The following is a 22,914-nucleotide window of genomic DNA, read 5'->3' on the forward strand; positions in this document are numbered from 1 at the left end:
TTATACAATTGAAAGATATTTACCCAAATATTATCTTTAATCCAAAGCCACACAGAATACTTCCACCAAGCAATTCACTATAGACTCCTAATAAACCTCTTGCTTTTTTACCTGCTAATAGGCCTGTCCACGTCATAAACATACTAGCTAGTCCAAAAAGCATGAGTGCTAGGAATGTTTTTACTCCTGATAACCCTAAACTTAAACCAACGGAAAAACTATCTAAACTTACACTAAAAGCAAATAGCATAAGTCCAATTCCTACTGGTTTCATAATTTGTTTTCCATCACGATTAAATGAATTGAGTACCATTTGCACACCTAATCCAAATAGTAATAAACCGCCACCTAATACTGCAAATCCTTCCATTCTTGTCGAAATAAACTTGCCAATAACAATCCCCAGGAATGGCATAGCAATATGAGAAATGCCCACTGTTACACCAATAAAGAAAATCCTTTTTAATCTTAACGCTTGCATCCCCATCCCCAGACCTACTGAAAATGCATCCATTCCTAAAGCAATTGCCATAAATAAAAGAGAAAAAAATTCCCCAATAAACGCCACCGACATCCCACTACCCCTCTCTCCGGACATGCTATTTCACTATATGCTTTGAGAGAGGGATATATGCGCAAGTTTCCGCTACTAGTCTTGTGTAATCTTGCGTGTTGCCGCTTTATTTAAACGATTCATAATTGCTTGACCTACACCAGTTTCAACGAAAGTTTCACATAGAATGATATCAACATCAGTTTGTTTAAAAGCCCTAAGCGTATCGTATAGATGGATGGCAATATCTTTCAAGTCCTGACGTGTACCGCATGAAATAATCATTTTAGCTTGAATCTCACTCTTTAATTCTACGCTTCCCATCACACCTACCTTTTTCCCTGCTTCTACTAGTTGGTTAATTTGATCTTGAAAAAAGTTCGCATCGCCGTTAATTAACCACAAAGGTGCGTCTGGCTGGTAATGGTTATATTTCATCCCTGGTGCTTTAGGTTGATCTTCGGTTTTTGTTAATGCAGGGTCTAGCATTACTTCACCTATTACTTGTTTCAAGTCTTCTATCGTTATGCCACCTGGTCGTAAAATCACAGGAATTTCACTCGTGCAATCTATTACCGTCGATTCTAACCCAACACCTGTCGCTCCACCATCTACAATGCCAGCTATTTTGCCATTTAAATCATGAAATACATGATCTGCTTTTGTTGGACTGGGCTTACCAGAAACGTTTGCACTTGGGGCAGCTAGTGGAAGATTGGCTGAACGAAGCAATTCAAGAGCAATGGGGTGATCTGGAATTCGTACAGCAACGGTATCTAGTCCTGCTGTCACATTCTTAGCTATCTTCCCATTACTTTTTAAAATGATAGTAAGTGGCCCAGGCATAAAGGCTTTTATCAGGTTCCTAGCTATATCAGGAATACTTGTAACATATTGCTCTATTTGATGTTCATCTGCGACATGGACAATTAACGGATTATCAGACGGACGGCCTTTTGCGACAAAAATTTTTGCTACAGCCTGTTCATTTGTCGCATCTGCTCCAAGTCCGTACACAGTTTCCGTAGGGAACGCAACTACTTCTTGATCTTTTATTAATTGAGCCGCTTCTTCCATTGCTATTTTATGATCATCTTTTATTTTGTCAATTTTCCAATACTTTGTTTCTTTTTTCATTATTTACTCCTTTTACAACCATTCGCTTTTTATCAACACTTTATCCACATTATGAAAGGTACCTTTTATTTTCGCAAGCACTTCTGCTATTTGAGGAAGAAAGGAAAAAGCTCTTTGCCTAATTGTAATTAGGCAAAGAGCTTTTATTTTAGCGCAAAATCGGCGAGATAGATGTAAATTTAGCGTTATTAATTTATTTCGTTCAAAAGTTATCTGTATGTTATCCACAACTATACACAGTTTATTAACATAGTTTATCCACAGTTGTTGATAACTATATCAATTTGTTTGGGCTATGCTCGTTACATCCATTTTCCACCAGGTACCATCCTTACATTCAAGACCTTCAGCAAAAAAAGGTTCTTGTTTTTTTTCAAAGTTCATCAGAGAAAGTAGAGAACTTAAAGCGTCTTGATGACTATTAATATATAAATAAGAACCTAAATTATCCTTTGCTAATGTAATCGATGCTTCAATAATTGCCAGTGGGAAAGACGAAGGGACTCCTTCTTTTATGTATAAACTTTTTAACCAAAATGCTTGTTCTTCCACAGGCGCTAGCGCGAAATACGCTTGATAGACACCCTTGTGTTCGACAAGATACCCATATTCCCTTAAGGACTGTTGATTATCAAACGTCTCCCATTTTTCTTCAAAAAATTCATGTAGTACACTAGCCTTTAAATTTGATGTATTTACAAATTTCATTTACTTTCCACTCCCTATTAATCATTTTTAGTAGTTACTACTACTCTATGAAAAATAGAGAGAAATATGCTAGATTAGCTAAACCAATCTAAAAAGAAAAGTTTAAACGTGACTTCTTTCTTCTCTTCATCATCTTCGTCCTTGTCTTTTTTCTTTTTCTCTTCCTCTTTAGGCTCTTCTTTTTCTTCTTTCTTTTCTTCTTGCGCTTCTTCGTCAACACTTGTGCCATTTGAGAAATCTAAAAAGCATAATGGAGGAAACAAAACGCACCACCAATTTGCACCCTTGCCTTCTCCTAACGTGATTAAAATTGCTTCATATTCACCTGCAGGATATACATAAGCACCGTAAACTTTTGTAGGAAATTGAACGTTATCCCCATATTCAACTTTAACGTCTTGATCTATCCCTTTTTCTTTTAGGACTCTTTTAACTATTGCATCAATATCAACTAAACGATTTTCAATCAATTGTCTTGCTTGTTCAATTTCAGTAATCTCTTCTACCCATTCTGTAATTTCCTCATTTACTTGGTCACGAATCTCACGTTTTAGCACTTGATCTTTTTCATTATCACTATTTGCTAATATTCGTAAACGGATTGCCTCATCTGGGATGACTTGATAATCCGATGTTGTGTATTGCTCCTGCTCTCCTGTACTAAATCCCTTGGCTGGAAATGAGCCGAATAAAACTAAAAATATAAAAAATGCCGCTAGATACCTTTTCATAATAATTCCTGCCCCCTTATAAACTGTTATCCACAGTATGGGCAGGAACTTTATCTTTTAAACTTGTAATCTAGTATTTTTTTAAAATAAAAATGTGGATATGTTGATTATCCACATTTCTTATTAGTTATTTATGCAAAAATCTCCGCAAATACCATTCGATCTTTACTATTAATGTCTTTTTTTACTTCCACTTTACTATGGGGAAACTTACGTCCAATTAGTTCACTTACTTGTTTTCCTTGTTGATGACCAATTTCAAAAGCAATCAGTCCCGGTTTTTTTAGGACGTGTTTGGCATTGTTAATAATTTGTTGATAAGCAGCTAAACCGTCACTATCTGCAAATAACGCGAGTGCTGGATCGTAATCTTTAACGGTATCATTTAATGTAGCTTCCTCATCATACGGAATGTATGGTGGGTTAGAGACGATGACATCCACTTCTATGTCATTCTCTATGAAAGGGGACAAAAAATCCCCTTGGAAAAAGTCAATGTCTGCATCTAAACATTTGGCGTTTTGCTTAGCTACATTTAATGCGTGCTCTGAAAGATCACTAGCGTTTACAATCAGTTCAGGATTCTCTAGTTTTAAGGTAATTGCAATAATCCCACTACCCGTACCAAGGTCGACAACAGAAACCGGTTTTGGGTACTTGTCCACTCGTGCCAATACACCTAACACTAATTCCTCTGTTTCGGGCCTTGGGATAAGTACATCTTTATTTACTTGAAATTCTCTACCATAAAAATCTTCGACTCCGGTAAGATGTTGCACAGGTACGCCAGTAGAAGCATGACGTTTAATATCCTTTTCAAAAAGGCTCAACGTTTCCGGATTAATTTTATCTCTTAGTGACATTAACAATTGCGATTTAGTCATATGAAGGTGGTGCATCAGTAATATTTCTGCGACAGGTGTTTCACGATGAAACTCTTGTAAAAAAAGAGAAGCCCAACGAAGGGCTTCATGAATAGTCATTGGTTGTTTCGTCATATTACTCACCAATCTGTTCCATTTTCTTTGTTTGTTCTTCAATCATTAACGCGTCGACAAACTCTCCCATTTTACCTTCCATGATTTGATCTAACTTTTGAATCGTTAGACCAATACGGTGGTCTGTTACACGGTTTTGCGGAAAATTATACGTGCGAATACGCTCAGAACGATCCCCAGTACCGACTGCGGATTTTCTTGTTTGATCGTACTCTGCTTGCGCTTCCTGTTGAAACTTATCATAAATACGAGCGCGCAATATCTTCATTGCTTTTTCTTTGTTTTTAATTTGAGATTTCTCATCCTGCATCGAAACAACAATTCCAGTCGGCATATGCGTTAAACGAACAGCAGACATGGTAGTATTAACACTCTGCCCTCCTGGACCACTAGAAGTAAATGTATCTACTCGTATATCATTTTCATGAACATCTACTTCTACTTCTTCCGCCTCCGGCATAACAACAACCGTTGCCGTAGATGTATGGATTCGTCCGCCTGATTCTGTTTCAGGTACACGTTGAACACGGTGTGCACCATTTTCAAATTTAAAACTTGAATACGCACCTTTACCATTGATCATAAAAATGATTTCTTTATAACCGCCAACACCAGTAGAGTTAGCATCCATTACATCAAGCTTCCAACCTTGTGTCTCTGCATACTTCGAGTACATCCTGAAAAGGTCACCAGCAAACAAAGCAGCCTCGTCACCACCAGCAGCACCTCTTATTTCCATAATAACGTTCTTATCGTCATTTGGATCTTTTGGAAGAAGTAATATTCGCAGGCTTTCTTCAAGTTCTTCCTTTTTCTCTGCTAACTCACTTATTTCTGATTTCACCATTTCATACATGTCATGATCTAATTTATCTTCTAGCATTACTTTTGCATCATTTAACTCGGAACTAACCTCTTTATATTCACGATAAGCTTGAATAATGTCTTCTAAGTCTGATTGTTCTTTTGAATACTCTCTTAACTTTTTTGTATCATTAATTATTTCGGGATCACTTAGTAATTCATTCAACTTATCATAACGAGCTTCTAATGATTCTAATCTATCTAGCACGTCTTCCACCTCTTTCTCCTTAACAGTCTAATTATAGTACAAGAGAAAACCCCCGTCAAAAGGCGAAATTCGGAGGTCATGATTCTGTTGTGATTTTAATCTCGTATTCTTGAGTAACTGCCTCAATAGCAGATTTGATATTAGCTTGGAGATCCTTTCGTTCATTGCTACTAAGTGGTGTACTAACTTTTACCGTTACATGCGCTTCATTTTCCATAATAGCTACCGATACTACTTGAACATCCGGCATTCGTTCTGCAGCTTTTTTTATTGTTTTCTTATCTTCTATGATATCATGACTTTCTCCATTTCGACCAAATGTCCTTGGACCTGGATTATTAGTTTGAGTATATCCTTCATCTGTCGTTTCAATTTCATCTGGACCAAGAGGCGACTCCGGATCTCGAAGCACCTCTGAAGGGTTTCCTTGCTGACATGCAGTTAGCACCACTATCGTAAACATAAATAAAACAATCCGATATTTCATATGTATTCCGCGCCTCCTCTACAAGTTCATACTTACTCTATAGTATGACCAGTAAGCAGATGCTTTATAAAAGATCGGTATGTAAAAAATTAGGCCCAGGTATACTTATACCTGGGCACTCATGCTATGAAACATAAGAATGAGGATCAAAATATACCATTCCTATTTTCATTCCTATGTAATTATCCTATGGCACGTAACCTGTAATCACTTTTCGCTTAGTTATGTTATTGATTGAAACTAGCGATATCTAGATCAAAAAAACGAGCTCGATTCAAATCGGGCTCGTTACTCTATTATTTATTATTAGCAACCTTAGAAGAACTTAAATCTAATGCTAACCTCGGACGATTCGGTACTTCATGATGATAACGACATCTCGGCTCGTATGCCTCAGAAGCTCCCACAAGGATTATAGGGTCATCGTAAGAAGCAGGCTCTCCATCTATTAAACGTTGTGTTCTACTCGCTGGTGACCCACAGAGAGGGCAAATAGCATTCAGTTTTGTTACGGACTCGCTTAAAGCCATTAACTTAGGCATCGGGCCAAAAGGTTCTCCGCGGAAATCCGTATCTAAACCCGCAACGATTACACGATATCCTAAATTCGCAAGTTCATCAACGACTTCAATTATTTTATCATCAAAGAATTGAACTTCATCAATTCCAACCACATCAATATCTTTATCCATATTATTAATAATATCATCGGCACAATCTACAGGTCTTGCCAAAATTGATGTTCCATTATGAGAAACCACAGATTCCTCAGAATACCTACTATCAATGGCTGGTTTATACACTCTAACAGATAAATTGCCATATGTAGCACGACGAACACGTCGAATCAATTCTTCTGATTTTCCTGAAAACATGCTTCCGCAAATTAGTTCTACCCATCCAGTATGTTTCATTACGTGCACTTTACAGGTCTCTCCCTTCGATAGTTAAGTTATATGTGAGATTCGTCTTATTGTTTATTATAAACCGAACTTTTAAAGACTTGCTCTAAAAATCCAATTATTTATAAGGTTTATTGTAAAAAATAGCGATTTCTAGAAGAAAAAAGGATAATTCCAGTAAAATAAAAGTAAAAAAACAGGCAAACGTTAGACAATTTGCCTGTTTTTTGGATTCTGGTTAAAGAACCACTTTTATTTAATCTTGGTAGCAAACAGCTTAAGCCGCTGTTCAGCTACGACTCCTAACTCCTCGCTATGATAAGCAATCCATATATTGTGTCGAAGTTCACGACACTATAGCTGTCTTTCTTATCCAGCCTGAGTTAACCAGTCGTCTCCGCTTTTTAACCAAGATTGTATTTTTTCTTGAATCGGTCTACACGGCCGCCAGCTTTGTCAGCTTTTTGCTTACCAGTGTAAAACGGGTGTGATTCTGAACTAATCTCAACACGGATTAATGGGTATGTGTTACCATCTTTCCACTCGATTGTCTCTTCAGAAGTCTTTGTAGATCCAGTAAGAAACTTGTAATCAGAACTTGTATCAAGGAAAACAACTTTTCTGTAATTCGGATGAATTGCTTCTTTCATGTCTTTCCACTCCTTTTGCCCTGAATCATTTAGAAACAGAGTTATTATAAATACCTTTGCAATGAAAAGTATTTTATTTCATACAGAAAGATTATAACAGTGTCAATTTTTGTTTGCAAGAGCTTGTTTTTTTTATTTTGACAAACGCTTGTTACTTATTAACCATTAAGACCTACGAGCTGTACCTTTACGCTTCATCTCTTCCTCCACATTTTGGAAGAACTCTTCATTGTTTTTTGAAGCTTTTAGTTTTCTTAAGAAACGCTCCAAGAAATCAGGAGAATCCTGCATCGTTTTACGGATTGCCCACATTTTTTCCAAATGCGGTTTAGGAAGTAGAAGCTCTTCTTTTCTAGTACTAGAACGTATAATATCGATGGCAGGGAAGATTCTTCGTTGCGCTAAATTACGATCTAAATGCAACTCCAGATTACCTGTACCTTTAAACTCTTCATAAATGACATCATCCATACGAGAGCCTGTCTCTACTAGCGCAGTCGCAAGAATCGTAAAGCTTCCACCTTCTTCGATGTTTCGTGCAGCACCAAAGAAACGCTTAGGTCTATGGAATGCAGCTGGGTCAATACCACCTGACAATGTTCTACCACTTGGTGGGATTACTAGGTTATACGCTCTTGCTAATCTAGTGATACTGTCCATCAAAACGATGACATCTTTTTTGTGTTCAACTAAACGCATTGCTCGTTCCAACACCAATTCAGATACTTTGATATGATTCTCCGGCACTTCATCAAATGTTGAGCTCACTACGTCTACATCAGGATGAACCGAACGTTCAATATCTGTTACTTCTTCAGGTCGCTCATCTACTAATAAAATGATTAACTTAGCGTCTGGATGATTTTTTGTAATGCTGTTCGCTATTTGCGTAAGTAGCATCGTTTTCCCAGCCTTTGGCGGGGCAACGATTAGACCACGTTGGCCATAACCAACCGGTGAAACTAAGTCCATAATCCGTGTAGAAATATTTTTCGTTTCTGTCTCTAGACGCATTAATCTATCTGGATATAGAGGCGTTAGTGCAGGAAAATGCACACGTTCCTTTGCAGCTTCTGGATTCTCTCCATTTACTGCGTCCACATGCAACAAACCATAATACCTCTCGTTTTCTTTCGGTGGTCTTACTTTACCTGATACTTTATCTCCATTTCGGAGGTCAAAACGTCGAATTTGCGATGCAGATATATAGATATCCTCTGCACTTGGTGAATAATTAATCGGACGTAAAAAACCAAACCCTTCTGATTGGATGATTTCTAATATACCATCCATAAAGAGAAATCCGCCTTTTTCAGCCTGAGCTTTCAAAATCGAAAAAATTAATTCCTTTTTTGTTAGTTTTGCATAATACGATACTTTAAATTCTCTCGCTTGCGCATAGAGATCTTTTAATGTCATCGACTCTAATTGAGAAATTGTTACTTCAGCCACAAAATCACCACACCTATTTAATTTTTCTTTTTTTATTTCATACATATAATCTTTAATTTTATTTAGAGCATAACGAATAATCAGGCTACTATGTAAGCCACTCTATTCAATCATAAACGGATGAGTCAATTTAAGAGAGGTCTTTTCTCCTATACCAATATTACGACTAAATTAAAATCATAAATAATACTCCTTGGGTTATACAAATCTTTAGAATGAAGTCTTTTGGCAAGTTTATTGAAAATAATTTATTCCACACATAAATTATTGAAGAATTCTAGTGGAGTTAATAAACCAATGTGCCAAGAAGAATGAGAAGGAAAACATAAAAGCTAGAATTGAAGTTTTCTCTATTAAAGGTTCCCTAAACTAGATTGAGTTAAACCTCTTTCATATTACCTTTTAAAATTGTTTTATTCAACTCTATTTTATAGTTAAATTTAAAAAGTTATAGAAAAACTCACTATTTAGACATGATTTCGATGTTTTTTGGTTTTTTAACTAGAAATAATTCCGAAACTATCTATGAAGATCGGATGAAAGAATCTCCACCCGACAGAATCACTGGGGCTTAACCATAGTAAAAAGGGAAGCCACAAACGAGACGGCTTCCTTTTCAAGGTGTAAAATATGTTAGGTCATGAATTTTGAAATTGTTCAATTTCTTCTTCTGTCATTTCTTCACGCCAAATGTCTGCACCTAACTCTTTCAATTTTTCGGTTAACTTCTCATAACCACGATCAATATGCTCTAATCCTGTTATTTCTGTGATACCATCTGCCATTAAACCGGCAATAATTAATGCCGCTCCAGCGCGAAGGTCACTCGCTTTCACTTTCGCTCCTTCTAATTGTACAGGTCCTGACACAATAGCGGAGCCACCTTCCACCTTGATTTGTGCATTCATTCTCCGCAACTCGTCAATGTGTTTAAACCTCGCTTGATAAATCGTGTCTGTAACAACACCTGTACCTTGCGCACTCGTTAACAACGATGTAAATGGTTGTTGTAAATCTGTTGGGAATCCGGGATGAACTAAGGTTTTTATATCAACACTCTTCAAGTTCTTACTAGAAGTGATAAGTAACTGTTCTTCCCCTTCCTCAATATTAACACCCATTTCCCGAAGTTTTGCGAGCAATGGTTCTAAGTGCTGCGGGATTACATTATCAATTAACACTTTTTCTCCTTGAGCTGCAGCCATAATCGTATAAGTTCCTGCTTCAATTCGGTCAGGAATAATTGTGTGCATACAACCAGTAAGTGTTTCTACACCTTCTATACGAATGACATCTGTACCAGCACCTTTTATTTTTGCACCCATACTAGTAAGAAGTGTAGCAACATCGATAATCTCCGGTTCTCTTGCAGCATTTTCGATAATGGTCTTACCTTTAGCCTTAACTGCCGCTAACATAATATTAATGGTAGCACCGACACTAACTACATCTAAATAAATTCTCGCACCTCTTAATTCATCAGCACGAAGATAAATTGCGCCTTGTTCATTTGTTACCTTAGCACCAAGCGCTTCGAATCCTTTAATATGCTGATCAATTGGCCTGGGTCCAAGATGACATCCACCTGGTAAGCCAATAACTGCTTTTTTAAAACGGCCTAACATTGCGCCCATAAAGTAATAGGAAGCGCGAAGTTTTTTCACTTTGCCGTTTGGTAATGGCATCGCAGTCATCTGACTTGGATCAATGTGAATTGTTTGACCTCGCCATGAGACACTTCCACCTATTTCTTCCAACAAATTACTCAAAATATCTACATCTGAAATTTGAGGCAATCCTTCAATGATCACTTTCGAATCAGCTAAAATAGCAGCAGGTATCAAAGCAACCGCGCTATTTTTCGCCCCGCTAATCCTCACTTTACCAGTAAGAGGATTGCCACCTTGTACAAGTATTTTTTGCATTTGGAACTCCTCACTTTTAAGGTAAATCCTTTCACTTCTTAGTTTGCACATATTTACCAAAACAATACAGTATTATTTTTTAAATCAACAACTTCTCGTTAATTATGCATAAGAAATGTCATTTCCATTAAAAAATAATAACCGTGCCAACTGGAAGAAATTCGAATTTCCTATGTACGATATTATAATTACCAACATTAGAAGAAGTTCTTCTTTAATGAAAAACTAATTTAATTTATATTGCCACTTTATAGCAACAATTATAACTATTATAAATGCTTTTAAATTCTTTTACAATTAGAACTCGTCTTTAGTTAAGGTTGTTTTCTAAAAGCTTATTGTTTGTGACAGATAAAATATAAAGTACTTCGTAAATAAAGGGCAAATGGTTTAAGTGCTATTATACCGTTCTAGCAGAATACTTCGCTTTCCGCGGGCACGGCCTTAGCCTCATCGAAAGCAAAAAACACTTACTGCGGGGTCTTCGGACGCGTGGGACTGCGATTACTCGCCCCATCGGAAACATTTGCTGTTCCCGCAGGAGTCGAAGCATTCTACCAAAGCTAGTTTACAGGTTTCTAATTGATACTAAGCCTTCCTCTCATAACATTAACGTTCATGGAATTCTTCTTCTCTTTGGGTGGGGCAAATTCATGAGTGCCATTTCAACGTCCTGTGGTATAGTAACAATGCTTAAGAATGATTTTATTATTGTTAAAGTGAATAGAGAATTTCTTATCACATAAAAAAGGAACTGCAAGTTGCAGTTCCTTTTTTATGTTTAAAAATATACTTTTTATGCTTGGTTAGATGAACCAAATTCACGCATTTTACCGATTACAGTTGCTTTAATTGCATCGCGGCCTGGTCCTAGGTATTTACGTGGATCAATCATTTCAGGGTTCGCATCCAACACTTCACGAACTACCTTCGTTTGTTGAATTTGGTTTTCAGTATTTACATTGATTTTAGATGTTCCGTAAGAAATCGCACGTTTAATATCAGCTGTCGGGATTCCTGTTCCGCCGTGAAGTACAAGTGGAACACTTGCAGCTGAACCGATTTCTTCCATTTCTTTAAATCCAAGGTTTGGTTCACCTTTGTATGGTCCGTGTACAGAACCTAATGCTGGAGCTAGGCAGTCAATACCTGTACGCTCAACAAGTTCTTGACATTCTTTTGGATCTGCATAAATAACGCCATCAGCGATTACGTCATCTTCTTGTCCACCAACAACACCTAATTCTGCTTCAACAGATACACCATGAAAGTGTGCTAATTCAACAACTTTAGATGATACTGCAACGTTATCTTCAAATTCTCCGTGAGAAGCATCAATCATTACTGAAGTAAATCCAGCATGAATTGCTTTAGCACATGCTTCAAAGCTAGAACCGTGGTCTAAGTGAATGGCAACTGGTACTGTAGTACCTTGTGCTTCCATTGTAGCTTTTACCATCGCAACTACGACACCAAATCCACCCATATATTTTCCAGCACCTTCAGATACTCCAAGAATAACTGGAGACTTTTCCTCTTCCGCTGCTTGTAGAATAGCTTGTACATATTCTAAGTTATTAAGGTTGAACTGACCAACTGCATAGCTTTTGGCTTTTGCGTCTTCTAACATTTCTTTCATTGAAACTAATGGCATTTCATTTCCTCCTTTAAATTAACTAAATAATAAAATATCAATTCTGATAACCAACATTATAAGAATACCAACTACTTGACAAAGGTGCAACAAATCAAATAATAGTAAGCGTTTTCTCTGGTTAATTTTTGCTAATTTCTTATTAGTTATTTGTCATTTACAATAAAACATACTTAAAAATCGCACTTGAAAAATCCATAAAATAACGCTTTTTAGCATGTTAATCTTTACCCACTATATCAAACTTTAATAAATATGTATAAATTATGAATTATTGAAGTTCTAACAAACGATTGATATGTCTGCGGGCTTCTTCTACATTAAATGGTTTTGCGAATACTTGTTTAACTGTTTCTAAACCTTCACATTTTTTTGCTGCCTCATCTGCTAATCCACTCATTAATATAGTTGGGATTCTAATATCTTGTTGTTCCAGCTGTTGGATTAATGTATGACCGTCCATTATTGGTAATTTAAAATCAATTAGCAATAAATCAGGCTTTGTTTGTTCTATTTTATCTAGAGCCTCTTTGCCATTTTCAGCAGTAAAAACACTATGTCCTTCGCTCTTAATAATCTCTTCTAATAACAATCGGATCCCTAGTTGATCATCTACAATCATTACCGTTTTTTTCATTATAGCTCAACCCTTTCTTTAAATTTAGAAAAACTTGGCTTAGCGATATAGATTGATATTTTATGATAGTTTTACTAAATTCAACGCCTATAAAAATCCACCTAACTTTTGTTATATTTATTTAAAAGGAGAATTTTTAACTATGAGACAATATATTTATTAATTTTTACCAACTATTACGTTAAGTGTAACACTTTTCACAAAAACACAAGCCCCTTAAATAACATTATTTTCACGATAAATTAAAATTCCAAAAGATTTTCTACTTAATCAAAAAATAACTAACACTAAATATTCTATTAAAAGTTAATTTTTCCTGCTATTCCTACAAAAAAACTGTTTTTTTGTATTTTTATGGTAAAGGTGTAAACGAAATAGGAGCTCTTACCTACTATTTAGTAAATAAGAACTCCTACTGTTATTCATCTAATTTATTTCTCTTTTTTATTAACTGATGCTCCTATAAATCCGTAAAACAAACGTTGAGGGCGGTTTGGTCGTGATTTGAATTCTGGGTGGTATTGAGATGCAACAAACCAAGGATGGTTTTCCAGTTCAATTGTTTCAATTAATCGGCCATCAGGGCTTGTACCAGAAAAGATAAATCCTTTCTCTTCCATTTGATCTCTAAACTGATTGTTGAATTCAAAACGGTGACGATGTCGCTCATAAATGACATCTTCGTCATTGTACACTTCTCTCGTTTTAGTACCTTCTTTTAACCGGCATGGATATACACCTAGGCGCAATGTTCCACCCATATCAGATACATCCTTTTGCTCTGGCAATAAGTCAATAATTGGATAAGGTGTTTCTGGATCAAATTCTGCAGAATGTGCATTTACTAAACCAACTACATTACGCGCGAATTCCACCGTTGCTAGTTGCATTCCAAGGCAAATACCTAAAAACGGAATCTGCTCTTCTCTAGCAAAACGAATTGCTTCAATTTTACCTTCAATTCCACGGTCTCCAAATCCACCAGGAACAAGGATTCCATCGACACCTTGTAGTTGCTCAACTACATTTTGTTCATCTACTTCTTCCGCATTGATCCAACGAATATCAATATCCGCATCAAAAGCGAACCCTGCATGTTTTAATGACTCCACAACAGAAATATAAGCATCTGGCAACTCAACATATTTTCCAACAAGGCCAATGGTAATTTTTTTCGATAAATTTTGTACACGTTCTACTATTTCCATCCATTCCGTCATATCCGCTTGTCCACAATTAAGACCGAAGTGATCACATGTTAGCTGGTCTAATTTTTGTTCTTGTAATGCTAGAGGGATATGGTATAACGTATCTGCATCTCGCATTTCGACTACTGCTTTTTCATCGATATCACAGAATAGCGCAATTTTTTCTTTCATTTCTTGACTAATTTCCATCTCTGTACGAAGAACAATCACATCTGGTTGGATACCAAGCGAACGTAGTTCTTTTACACTATGTTGGGTTGGCTTTGTTTTAAGTTCACCGGCTGCTTTGATATATGGTACAAGTGTACAATGAATATACATGACATTGTCTCTACCAATATCACTTTTTATTTGGCGAATGGCTTCAAGGAATGGAAGTGATTCAATATCTCCAACAGTTCCGCCAATTTCAGTAATTACAACGTCTGCGTTTGTTTGTTTACCAGCTTCAAATACTTTATCTTTAATTTCATTCGTAATATGAGGGATAACTTGCACAGTCCCACCAAGGTAGTCGCCACGTCGTTCTTTCCTAATTACGGTGGAATAGATCTTACCTGTTGTAATATTGCTGTACTTGCTTAAATTTATATCAATGAAACGTTCATAGTGACCCAAGTCTAGATCTGTTTCTGCACCATCTTCGGTTACAAATACTTCACCATGTTGGTAGGGACTCATTGTTCCTGGGTCCACATTTATATAAGGATCGAACTTTTGTATCGTTACCTTAAGCCCTCTATTCTTTAACAATCTACCCAATGATGCTGCTGTGATTCCTTTACCAATTGACGAAACTACCCCACCTGTTACAAAGATATAATTTGTCACCTATATCCCTCTTTCTATATTTTTATTTTGTTAGTATTGGAATAACAATACATTAATCATGCGCTATTACAAAAAATCGTTGTTAGTACAAAAATTAGGATAGTTTAAAACATTTTTGTTATTAGATAAAGTTTCATATGTGAATAACACAATATATTTAAACATAGCATCCTACTATTCATCGAAATAAAATAAAGCGCTCCCCTTGAAACAGGGGAACGCTTTTATAAATAAACGAATGGAGCCCAAATAGAATTTTACTTATTTGTATTTGGAAAGTCAAGCACGTTTTTAGTCTTCATCCTCTTCATCATCGTCTTCATCTGATGTAGTATCATCACTTTCATCGTCATCAAAATCGTCATAATCATCACTATCTGAAGCATCATCTAGATCATCATCGTCATAATCATCTAACTCTTCGTCTAAATCGACATCATCAAAGTCTAAATCTTCTTCGTCTAAATCTTCTTCTACAGGTTCTTTGACCTTAGCTTTTCGTTTCGTAGCTGCTTTTTTCTTTTTCTTCTTTTTCTTTGGCGCTGCTGTTATTTCTTCATCAAATTGTTCAACAGTGTACCAACTTTTTAGTCCCCACAGATTAGAACCCATCGTCATAAAACGGCCATCAATGTTTAAATCAGTATAAAACTGAGAAATGTATTCTTCTTTTTGTTTTTTTGTAAATCCTTTTAGTTCTACGATTTCATCATATACTTCTCTGAAGTCTGTTGCTTTATTTTTTTCAATTAAAATTAAGTTTGCTAACTCAATCATAGATCTTTCTGCTATTTCTTGACTGCTATATTTTTTTAAGCTCACGGACAAAGCACTCCCTTTATGTGATTATTAAATTCACGCTAATCACTACGGATTAGCTAGTGAAAGCTTTCTATTCCCTTGATTTCCTCAGGCAAGTTGTACGTCTTTTATGTAAAATTTACTTTAAATTGCAAAGCCTACCATACATTATATTGTTATAAAAATCAAAATGCAATATGCTACGCTCCTAGCCTGCACCATTATTATATTTTTTAAAACTGTAGATATATCCTCTAATCAAACTTTTTCGAACAATATAAAGTAATACCCATCGTTTAGAAATTATAAACGGGCACGAATTCATGAAACAAATTCGTACCCGTTGGGCTTGTGCGTAACAAGTATTATTCTTCTCTCCAGCTTGGTTGTCTTTTCTCAATAAATGCTCGGATTCCTTCTTTGGCATCTTCGTGCTCACTATTAAGTGCGATAACTTCAGAGGCATAATTAAGCGCTTGAAAGTCCTCCATATTTAATTGCTGATAAAATTCTTTCTTACCAATAGCTAGTGTCGATAAACTGTGACGACTAACTGATTTAGCAAGGTCTAATGTAACTTGATCTAGTTGTTCATGCGCTACTACTTTATTTACTAAACCATGTGCCAATGCATCTTCTGCTGGAATTAGATCGCCACTAAAAAGCATTTCTGCGGCTTTTTTTCTGCCAACATTTCTACTAATAAAAACAGCAGGTGTACTACAAAACAGACCAATGTGAACACCTGGTGCTCCGAAACTCGCCTTCTCACTCGCAACAGCTAAATCACTTGCGGCAACCAATTGGCAGCCAGCAGCAGTCGCAATGCCGTGAACTTTAGAAATAATTACTTGTGGGATATCTCTCATTGTTTTCATAAGTTGTTCACACTTTTTAAATAATGCTAGATTTTCTTGTGATGTTTGACCTTCAATTTCTCGAAGATTATGACCAGAGCTAAATACTTTACCGGCTGCTTGAATAATGACGACATGCACATCACTTTTTTCGCCTATTTGTGCTAGTAATGTGTTTAATTCTTCGATAAGTGGAGCAGATAGTGCATTCCGCTGCTTATCATTATCTAATGTAACATAGCCAATTTTTGCATCTTGTTGATACGTAATATATTCCATTCATCTCATCCTTTTTATATAATTCAAACATTTCGTTAGTGAGGCTGACTTATACTTGTATTTCCGCTAGCAATTGTTTCGATATGGTAAATTCCGCTTCCGTCTTATCTTTCACTTCGGCTAATGTAACCCCCGGCTGTAACTCTTTTAAATATAAACCGTCTTCTTTCACTTCAAATACAGCTAATTCTGTAACAATAACATTTACTTTCCCTGCTGCAGTAAGTGGCAATTTACACTGTTTCAATATTTTAGAAGCTCCAGATTTGTTTGTATGAGCTGTTGCAACGATTACTTTTTTAGCGCCAACTACCAAATCCATCGATCCACCAACTCCAGGTGAAAATACCCCTGGAATAGACCAACTAGCTAAATTGCCGTGCTGATCAACTTCTAATGCTCCTAACACTGTTAAATCAACGTGACCACCTCGGATAATTCCGAGTGATAGGGAAGAATCAAAAAAAGCTCCACCTTGTTTAACAGTTACCGGCTGACCACCCGCATTAAATAAATCTGGGTCTTCAAATCCTTCCTCCGGGGACCGTCCCATTCCAATCATTCCATTTTCCGATTGTAAAATTATTTCAATCTCATCAGGAATAAAATTCGCTACTAAAGTAGGTAACCCGATACCGAGGTTCACAAGATCGCCATCATGTAATTCCTTGGCAACTCTTGACGCAATTACTTCTCTAGAATTTAAGGTCATGAGATTTTGCTCCCTTCTTTGCACACGATATAATCGATAAAAATATTTGGCGTATGAACTGTTTCCGGGTCTAAGTGGCCTACCTCAACAAGACTATCTGTTTCTACTATTACTGTCTCAGCAGCCATTGCCATAATTGGGTTCCAGTTACGCGTTGTTCCCTTATGAAATAAGTTTCCTTTTTTATCGCAAATACTTGCCTGAATAAAGGCGATGTCAGCCTTTAATGCAGGCTCTACGATAAATGACTGTCCGTTCACTTCTATTATTTGTTTTCGTTCTGCAATCTTCGTTCCGAGTCCGGTTGGTGTTAATACTCCACCCAACCCGGTTCCTCCAGCACGGACCTTCTCGACAAGCGTACCCATTGGAACAATCTCTACTTCCAACTCACCTGCATTCATTTGTCGTTGTGTTTCCGGATTTGTACCAATATGACAGGTGATTGCTTTTTTGACTTGCTTATTTTTTATTAACTTGCCAACACCTGTATTTTCATAACATGTATCGTTACTAATAATCGTTAAGTTTTTAACGTTTGCTTCTACTAATGCGTCCACTAATGTTTCCGCAGCATTTAAAAATCCACCAAACATGATCACTGCACCATCTTCCACGTGTTTGACAGCGTCTTTTGCATTAATAATTGGTTTCAACATCTTTCTCGCCCCTTTTATGTGAATAGTCATATTGTTGCAAAAATTAAGTATACATACTAGCGAATTTATCGCTATATTGTTCTTTTCTTGTTCCGCTTCTAATTAGGCTATGGCTGTATCCGCAAAGCATGTTATCTGCTAAAGCGATAAGATATCGTTTTTTCTAAAAATTAGAGCGAGATTCCGTAAAACCTACCTTATCTGAGTCAATTTCATAATTACCTTATTCAGTCTAAGTGACGATAATGGTATTATGAAATTGATTAATCTAGAAAAATAAAAAACTCGCTTCCAGTTTAAGAAGAGAGTTTTGTCTACAGTGGACGTTCTCTTCTCATCTTTCAAGATAAAATATCCTGCAGGAATTGGCACCTTTTCAAAATAATTGACGGTTGCCGGGTTTCATAGGGCCAGTCCCTCCACCACTCAAGATAAGAATTTTATTTAATTAGTGTAAATTCTAACCTATACCCTTTTATTATTCAATAGAAAAAATCGACAATCATTACTGGAGAATAAATGCAAACGTTAACATTTTTATTTTTCAAAATATACCCTTTAATGATTAATTTCATAATTACCTTGTTCTTTCATCTGCGACAATGTATAGTTTGGAAATGTTTATCCAACTATACATTGTTGCAGGTGAATACAGTATTGGTATTATGAAATTGATTTAAGTGATTGACAAATTATTAATTACCACGTAAAATTCTAGAAAATCGAAAAAACTAAATAGTTTGAAATTTCCTTATCAAGAGAGGCTGAGGGACTGACCCTACGAAGCTTCAGCAACCATGCAATCATTGTATTGCAACGGTGCTAATTTCAGTGGCTACAACCTGAACTTTTCAGTTGTACCTGCAGATGAGGAAGAGGATTGTATATCGTGCATACAGCCCCCTTCCATGAGAAGGGGGCTTTTTCGTTCACTATTTAGCTATTCTAATCTTTATATTTTACAGAAGGAGTGTCATAAATCATGAGATTTGCAAAGCCATTATTTAGTTTACTAGTTTTTATTTTATTCGTAACAGGGTGTCAAAGTGCTACCGGTACTGAGAATGCTGGTGATACTAACAGTGAAGGTGAAACAGACGAACTTACACCTGTTAAAGTCGGTTACTTACCAACAACTGGACACAGTCTTTATTATATTGCTGAAGAAGAAGGATTTTTTGAAGAAGCTGGATTAGATATTACGTTAAGTTCATTTAACAATAGTGGAGAAGGGATTAATGCTGTTGCAGCTGGACAATTAGATGTTGGTACATTTGGAACTGCTGCTCCACTTAAGTTTGAAGAAGAGGGTGCTGAATTCATTTTCTTTGGTGGACAAATGGGAACTGGTGCAGGAGTTGTAGCAAAGGCTGACCAGGCCGAAGCATTAAAAGACCCTGCTAATTTTGCTGGTAAAAAGGTTGCTACTGTATCACTCGCAACAGGTGATGTTGTTTGGAGAGGCGCTTTAGCGGAGGCTGGATTAGATTGGGAAGAAGATCTAGAAATCATCGAGATGCAAAGCCCTGCTGATGTAATCACTGCGGTTAATCAAGGTGAAGTTGATGCTGGTGTTGTATGGGTGCCGTTTGTTGAAAAGGCAAAACAAGAAGGTTTAGAAATCGTATCCTATAGCGATGATTACTTCCCTGAACACGTATGTGGACGTCTTATTGCGAATCCAAGTAAGTTTGAGGAGAATCCAGACCTTTATGTTGGTTTTATGGAAGCAATGATTAAAGCAGAAGCATTCTTACAGGATGAAAACAATAAGGACAGTGTTATAAAAGACGTTGCTAAGTATATCGATGTCGATGAAGAAATCATCGAAAAAGACTTATATAGTGATTATTTAATTCAGACTGCTGATCCTGATAAAGAAGCGATTCTTGCTTTTAGGGACACAATGGTAAACATTGGTTATCTTGAAGAAAGTCGTGATGTTTCTGACATCATCAATATCGATGTATATAAGCAAGCGTTAGATAATGTCATGGAACAAGATACCGATAATCCATATTACGATCAATTGATTGATCGTTATGAAGACAGGAACCTAGATTTGTAGGAGGAGTTTAGCTTGAGCACAATCGTTTATGAAAATGTAGGCGTCACATACGAGTCAAATGGACACCAAGCAATCAAGAATTTAAACCTCACCATAAACTCAGGTGAAATTATATCCTTTATCGGACCCTCTGGGTGTGGTAAATCTACAGCATTAAATGTGGCGGCTGGTTTAATCGAGCCGTCCCTTGGTGCCTTTAAAGTTGATGATGAAATCATTACAAAACCTGGCACTGACAGGGGAGTTGTTTTCCAAAACTACTCACTATTTCCGTGGATGTCTAATTTGGAAAATGTTCGTTTCGCCCTAGCACAAAAGGCAGATTTACCAAAAAAAGCATTAATAGAAAGGGCTAAGGAATTACTCGACAAAGTTGGGATTAAAGGGAAATCACAGCATGTGTATCCATCTAAAGTATCTGGTGGTATGCAACAGCGTGTTGCCATAGCTAGAATGTTTGCACTTGATTCGCCCATTTTTTTAATGGATGAGCCCTTTGCTGCAGTCGATGAAATTACACGAAAGCACCTGCAACAACTTCTATTGGATCTATGGGAAAAAGAAAAATCACGAAAAACGATTGTACTAGTCACACACAATATCGAAGAAGCTATTTATTTATCGGATCGCGTTATTGTCTTACACGAGGGTGAAGCTATATTAGCAAAAGAGATTACCTTTAAGCGACCAAGGAATCGTCAAAGCTTGGAAGCAGACACAGAATATTTAACGATACGAAATCAATTGCTAGAAGCGATAGAAGGAAAGGTTTAGGAGGGCTCTACATGAAGTCATTACGTCATCTTATACTACCTACCATCTTAACAGGTTTTGCCATTCTTCTAACTATCTTACTTCCTTCCGTTGAAGATGGGGTGGAGAACGGCTCTATCATTGGTTTATTTGTTAGTATATACGTGCTATTTATTTTTATTTCATTTATTTTTTATAAACACCCAATATACAAGCAAGTTACCTCAGATATAATTTCTATTATATTCGTACTGCTTATCCTTTGGGAATTATCAACAAACCGGTTTGAAATTTTAACTAGCTTTATTTACCCTACACCGGGAGAAGTAATGCAACAATTTAAAAAGGATGCACCTGATTTAGTATTACATTTGCTTGCTTCAATTAGGTTACTTGCATCAGGGTTTTTACTTGCTGTTTGTTTGGCCATACCACTCGGTATCATCAGCGCATGGTTTGGACGTTTGGATAGAATTATGCGACCAATCGCAAGCGTCTTAGCGCCGATTCCGCCAATCGTATTGATCCCTTACGCTATTGCAATATTACCTTCATTTAGAGCATCGTCCATATTTGTTATCTTCATTGGCGCTTTTTGGCCAATCTTTGTTGCTGCATTAAATGGTGTTGCTGGGATAGACAGAAGGTATATTGATTCTGCACGCACATTGGGGTTAAACAATTGGACATTATTTAGAAAGATTATTTTCCCTGCTGCACTTCCTTCTATATTTACTGGTTTAACCATTGGGATGATCTTAAGTTTCATTTTACTTACTGCTGCTGAAATGATTGGCGCCAATGCCGGTATCGGTTACTATGTAAAACTAGCAACCGACTTTGGAAATTATACAAGAGTTGTTGCAGGTATCTTATTTATTGGTCTGATCGTAACCATCGTCATGACAATTCTCACACAATTGGAGCGTTATTTGTTGCGTTGGAGAAAATAAAGAGCTTTGTCGCAAGCGCTTGTATTAGCGCTCGATAAGCTTAGCTAGGTTCTGTAAAAAAACAGATGATCAGCTAATGATCATCTGTTTTTTTTATTTATTGTTCTATAAACTGAATAAGCCCTTTTACTTTTTCTTCTGTTAGTTCACCTGAGTTATCAAAAATGTTAACACTCGACTCTGGTATGTCCCAATTTATTGTAGGTACAAAATCTACTCTTGTTTCATATGAACTCCAGTTTTCTAGTTTCCATGTATCTCGGATGGTTCCACGTTCTTCAATTCTATTTTTCTGTGTTTCAATATCACTTAGTGTAACGACAATCACTTTCACATCTACTTCATCTTTTGTTTTGTTACTTGCTTGAAGTACATCTTCTATCCATTGTTTGTTTTTTAATTCAGCAGTAAATGGTGAAATCATAAATACATTTTGACCAGCTGCTAAATTCTCAATACAAATATCCTTTGTCGTGTCGTACTCTAAATCTCTAAGGTTTGCTTTATAAAACTCAGAATCACGGTCGTCCTTATCTAACCCGTTATCTTCCAAAAATTTCTCAACAAACCTTCCACCGACTGTGTCACGATCAAGAAATGCACAGGCTTTATGTACAGCAATTTTTTCTGCGACGGTTGTTTTTCCCGTCCCTGCTACTCCAACAAAAAACACTAACTTTTGCAATCTAAACACCTCTACTTTTTCATTCGAGCACTTATTTGCAAACGTTACCTTTTACGAACAAATAGCACTCTACTTATTAACTCTATGTTACCTTATTATCACGTCAAACGCACCTGATAACTTTAAATATCTGCGTGATTTGCCAAATAGGGCGAAAATAATGAAATTAGAAGACCAAGAAAAAGTATTGATGAAAGTCCCA

22 protein-coding genes and 2 riboswitches are annotated in these 22,914 nt (G+C 36.5%); of the genes, 3 read left to right on the top strand and 19 right to left on the bottom strand.

Annotated elements, in window-relative coordinates:
* Positions 1-19: 19 nt before the first annotated feature.
* The 18 genes from QQS35_RS01620 to QQS35_RS01705 form a co-directional block, all read right to left on the bottom strand.
* Positions 20-574, bottom strand: coding sequence for a manganese efflux pump MntP (locus QQS35_RS01620; RefSeq protein ID WP_285930006.1), 555 nt, complete (start codon positions 572-574; stop codon positions 20-22).
* A 75-nt stretch (positions 575-649) separates the two neighbouring features.
* A complete protein-coding gene (locus QQS35_RS01625) occupies positions 650-1,690 on the bottom strand; it encodes an L-threonylcarbamoyladenylate synthase (RefSeq protein WP_285930007.1) in 1,041 nt (346 codons plus the stop codon).
* A gap of 279 nt (positions 1,691-1,969) precedes the next feature.
* On the bottom strand, positions 1,970-2,398 hold the full coding sequence (locus tag QQS35_RS01630; protein ID WP_285930009.1) for a hypothetical protein: 429 nt from the start codon (positions 2,396-2,398) through the stop codon (positions 1,970-1,972).
* 74 nt (positions 2,399-2,472) lie between these two features.
* Complete coding sequence (gene spoIIR / locus QQS35_RS01635; protein WP_285930011.1) at positions 2,473-3,129, bottom strand: stage II sporulation protein R; 657 nt, start codon at positions 3,127-3,129, stop codon at positions 2,473-2,475.
* A gap of 131 nt (positions 3,130-3,260) precedes the next feature.
* On the bottom strand, positions 3,261-4,127 hold the full coding sequence (prmC, locus tag QQS35_RS01640) for a peptide chain release factor N(5)-glutamine methyltransferase (protein WP_285930012.1): 867 nt from the start codon (positions 4,125-4,127) through the stop codon (positions 3,261-3,263).
* A 1-nt stretch (position 4,128) separates the two neighbouring features.
* On the bottom strand, positions 4,129-5,199 hold the full coding sequence (gene prfA / locus QQS35_RS01645; RefSeq protein WP_285930014.1) for a peptide chain release factor 1: 1,071 nt from the start codon (positions 5,197-5,199) through the stop codon (positions 4,129-4,131).
* 76 nt (positions 5,200-5,275) lie between these two features.
* A complete protein-coding gene (locus tag QQS35_RS01650) occupies positions 5,276-5,686 on the bottom strand; it encodes a YhcN/YlaJ family sporulation lipoprotein (protein WP_285930016.1) in 411 nt (136 codons plus the stop codon).
* Between the two features lie 296 nt (positions 5,687-5,982).
* Positions 5,983-6,609 carry a thymidine kinase gene (locus QQS35_RS01655; protein ID WP_285930018.1) on the bottom strand — a complete coding sequence of 209 codons (627 nt, stop codon included), beginning with the start codon at positions 6,607-6,609 and terminating at the stop codon, positions 5,983-5,985.
* A 383-nt stretch (positions 6,610-6,992) separates the two neighbouring features.
* Positions 6,993-7,238, bottom strand: a complete 246-nt coding sequence (locus tag QQS35_RS01660) for a type B 50S ribosomal protein L31 (RefSeq protein WP_285930020.1) — start codon at positions 7,236-7,238, stop codon at positions 6,993-6,995.
* A 165-nt stretch (positions 7,239-7,403) separates the two neighbouring features.
* A complete protein-coding gene (rho, locus tag QQS35_RS01665; RefSeq protein WP_285930021.1) occupies positions 7,404-8,690 on the bottom strand; it encodes a transcription termination factor Rho in 1,287 nt (428 codons plus the stop codon).
* A gap of 638 nt (positions 8,691-9,328) precedes the next feature.
* Positions 9,329-10,615, bottom strand: a complete 1,287-nt coding sequence (locus tag QQS35_RS01670; RefSeq protein ID WP_285930022.1) for a UDP-N-acetylglucosamine 1-carboxyvinyltransferase — start codon at positions 10,613-10,615, stop codon at positions 9,329-9,331.
* A gap of 796 nt (positions 10,616-11,411) precedes the next feature.
* A complete protein-coding gene (locus tag QQS35_RS01675; protein WP_285930023.1) occupies positions 11,412-12,269 on the bottom strand; it encodes a class II fructose-bisphosphate aldolase in 858 nt (285 codons plus the stop codon).
* A 271-nt stretch (positions 12,270-12,540) separates the two neighbouring features.
* Positions 12,541-12,906 (bottom strand): response regulator, encoded by a 366-nt coding sequence (locus QQS35_RS01680; RefSeq protein WP_285930024.1) that lies wholly within the window; start codon positions 12,904-12,906, stop codon positions 12,541-12,543.
* A gap of 431 nt (positions 12,907-13,337) precedes the next feature.
* Positions 13,338-14,945: a glutamine hydrolyzing CTP synthase gene (gene pyrG / locus QQS35_RS01685; RefSeq protein ID WP_285930025.1), complete on the bottom strand. Its 1,608-nt coding sequence runs from the start codon at positions 14,943-14,945 to the stop codon at positions 13,338-13,340.
* Positions 14,946-15,236: 291 nt separating this feature from the next.
* The gene (gene rpoE / locus QQS35_RS01690; protein ID WP_285930026.1) at positions 15,237-15,767 is read right to left on the bottom strand and encodes a DNA-directed RNA polymerase subunit delta; all 531 of its coding nucleotides are present in this window, start codon (positions 15,765-15,767) and stop codon (positions 15,237-15,239) included.
* 344 nt (positions 15,768-16,111) lie between these two features.
* On the bottom strand, positions 16,112-16,882 hold the full coding sequence (locus QQS35_RS01695; protein WP_285930027.1) for an enoyl-CoA hydratase-related protein: 771 nt from the start codon (positions 16,880-16,882) through the stop codon (positions 16,112-16,114).
* A gap of 49 nt (positions 16,883-16,931) precedes the next feature.
* On the bottom strand, positions 16,932-17,594 hold the full coding sequence (locus tag QQS35_RS01700) for a 3-oxoacid CoA-transferase subunit B (protein ID WP_285930028.1): 663 nt from the start codon (positions 17,592-17,594) through the stop codon (positions 16,932-16,934).
* Positions 17,591-18,253, bottom strand: a complete 663-nt coding sequence (locus QQS35_RS01705) for a CoA transferase subunit A (RefSeq protein ID WP_285930029.1) — start codon at positions 18,251-18,253, stop codon at positions 17,591-17,593. The genes QQS35_RS01700 and QQS35_RS01705 overlap by 4 nt, the downstream gene beginning before the upstream one ends.
* Before the next feature lie 331 nt (positions 18,254-18,584).
* A riboswitch (SAM riboswitch) is annotated at positions 18,585-18,691 on the bottom strand.
* Positions 18,692-19,001: 310 nt separating this feature from the next.
* A riboswitch (SAM riboswitch) is annotated at positions 19,002-19,127 on the top strand.
* 108 nt (positions 19,128-19,235) lie between these two features.
* Between QQS35_RS01705 and QQS35_RS01710 the strand changes: the two genes are divergently transcribed.
* From QQS35_RS01710 to QQS35_RS01720, 3 genes are read left to right on the top strand one after another with little or no spacing between them, the layout of a single operon-like run.
* Positions 19,236-20,321, top strand: coding sequence for an ABC transporter substrate-binding protein (locus QQS35_RS01710; protein ID WP_285930030.1), 1,086 nt, complete (start codon positions 19,236-19,238; stop codon positions 20,319-20,321).
* Positions 20,322-20,333: 12 nt separating this feature from the next.
* Positions 20,334-21,095, top strand: a complete 762-nt coding sequence (locus QQS35_RS01715; RefSeq protein ID WP_285930031.1) for an ABC transporter ATP-binding protein — start codon at positions 20,334-20,336, stop codon at positions 21,093-21,095.
* Positions 21,096-21,106: 11 nt separating this feature from the next.
* Positions 21,107-22,027, top strand: coding sequence for an ABC transporter permease (locus tag QQS35_RS01720; RefSeq protein WP_285930033.1), 921 nt, complete (start codon positions 21,107-21,109; stop codon positions 22,025-22,027).
* 97 nt (positions 22,028-22,124) lie between these two features.
* On the opposite strand, the gene QQS35_RS01725 is transcribed toward QQS35_RS01720, so the two are convergent.
* Complete coding sequence (locus QQS35_RS01725) at positions 22,125-22,712, bottom strand: AAA family ATPase (RefSeq protein ID WP_285930034.1); 588 nt, start codon at positions 22,710-22,712, stop codon at positions 22,125-22,127.
* Positions 22,713-22,914: the final 202 nt, after the last annotated feature.

It is taken from the genome of Aquibacillus rhizosphaerae (genome assembly GCF_030282825.1).
Taxonomy (GTDB): Bacteria; Bacillota; Bacilli; order Bacillales; family Amphibacillaceae; genus Aquibacillus_C; species Aquibacillus_C rhizosphaerae.

Bases quoted from the DNA above. Each gene is read 5' to 3' on its own strand.
- QQS35_RS01680 (WP_285930024.1), bottom strand. From the start codon at position 12,906: ATGAAAAAAACGGTAATGATTGTAGATGATCAACTAGGGATCCGATTG.
- QQS35_RS01625 (WP_285930007.1), bottom strand. From the start codon at position 1,690: ATGAAAAAAGAAACAAAGTATTGGAAAATTGACAAAATAAAAGATGAT.
- QQS35_RS01620 (WP_285930006.1), bottom strand. From the start codon at position 574: ATGTCGGTGGCGTTTATTGGGGAATTTTTTTCTCTTTTATTTATGGCA.
- spoIIR (WP_285930011.1), bottom strand. From the start codon at position 3,129: ATGAAAAGGTATCTAGCGGCATTTTTTATATTTTTAGTTTTATTCGGC.
- QQS35_RS01660 (WP_285930020.1), bottom strand. From the start codon at position 7,238: ATGAAAGAAGCAATTCATCCGAATTACAGAAAAGTTGTTTTCCTTGAT.
- QQS35_RS01705 (WP_285930029.1), bottom strand. From the start codon at position 18,253: ATGTTGAAACCAATTATTAATGCAAAAGACGCTGTCAAACACGTGGAA.
- QQS35_RS01675 (WP_285930023.1), bottom strand. From the start codon at position 12,269: ATGCCATTAGTTTCAATGAAAGAAATGTTAGAAGACGCAAAAGCCAAA.
- QQS35_RS01630 (WP_285930009.1), bottom strand. From the start codon at position 2,398: ATGAAATTTGTAAATACATCAAATTTAAAGGCTAGTGTACTACATGAA.
- QQS35_RS01670 (WP_285930022.1), bottom strand. From the start codon at position 10,615: ATGCAAAAAATACTTGTACAAGGTGGCAATCCTCTTACTGGTAAAGTG.
- QQS35_RS01710 (WP_285930030.1), top strand. From the start codon at position 19,236: ATGAGATTTGCAAAGCCATTATTTAGTTTACTAGTTTTTATTTTATTC.
- QQS35_RS01695 (WP_285930027.1), bottom strand. From the start codon at position 16,882: ATGGAATATATTACGTATCAACAAGATGCAAAAATTGGCTATGTTACA.
- QQS35_RS01700 (WP_285930028.1), bottom strand. From the start codon at position 17,594: ATGACCTTAAATTCTAGAGAAGTAATTGCGTCAAGAGTTGCCAAGGAA.
- prmC (WP_285930012.1), bottom strand. From the start codon at position 4,127: ATGACGAAACAACCAATGACTATTCATGAAGCCCTTCGTTGGGCTTCT.
- QQS35_RS01720 (WP_285930033.1), top strand. From the start codon at position 21,107: ATGAAGTCATTACGTCATCTTATACTACCTACCATCTTAACAGGTTTT.
- QQS35_RS01650 (WP_285930016.1), bottom strand. From the start codon at position 5,686: ATGAAATATCGGATTGTTTTATTTATGTTTACGATAGTGGTGCTAACT.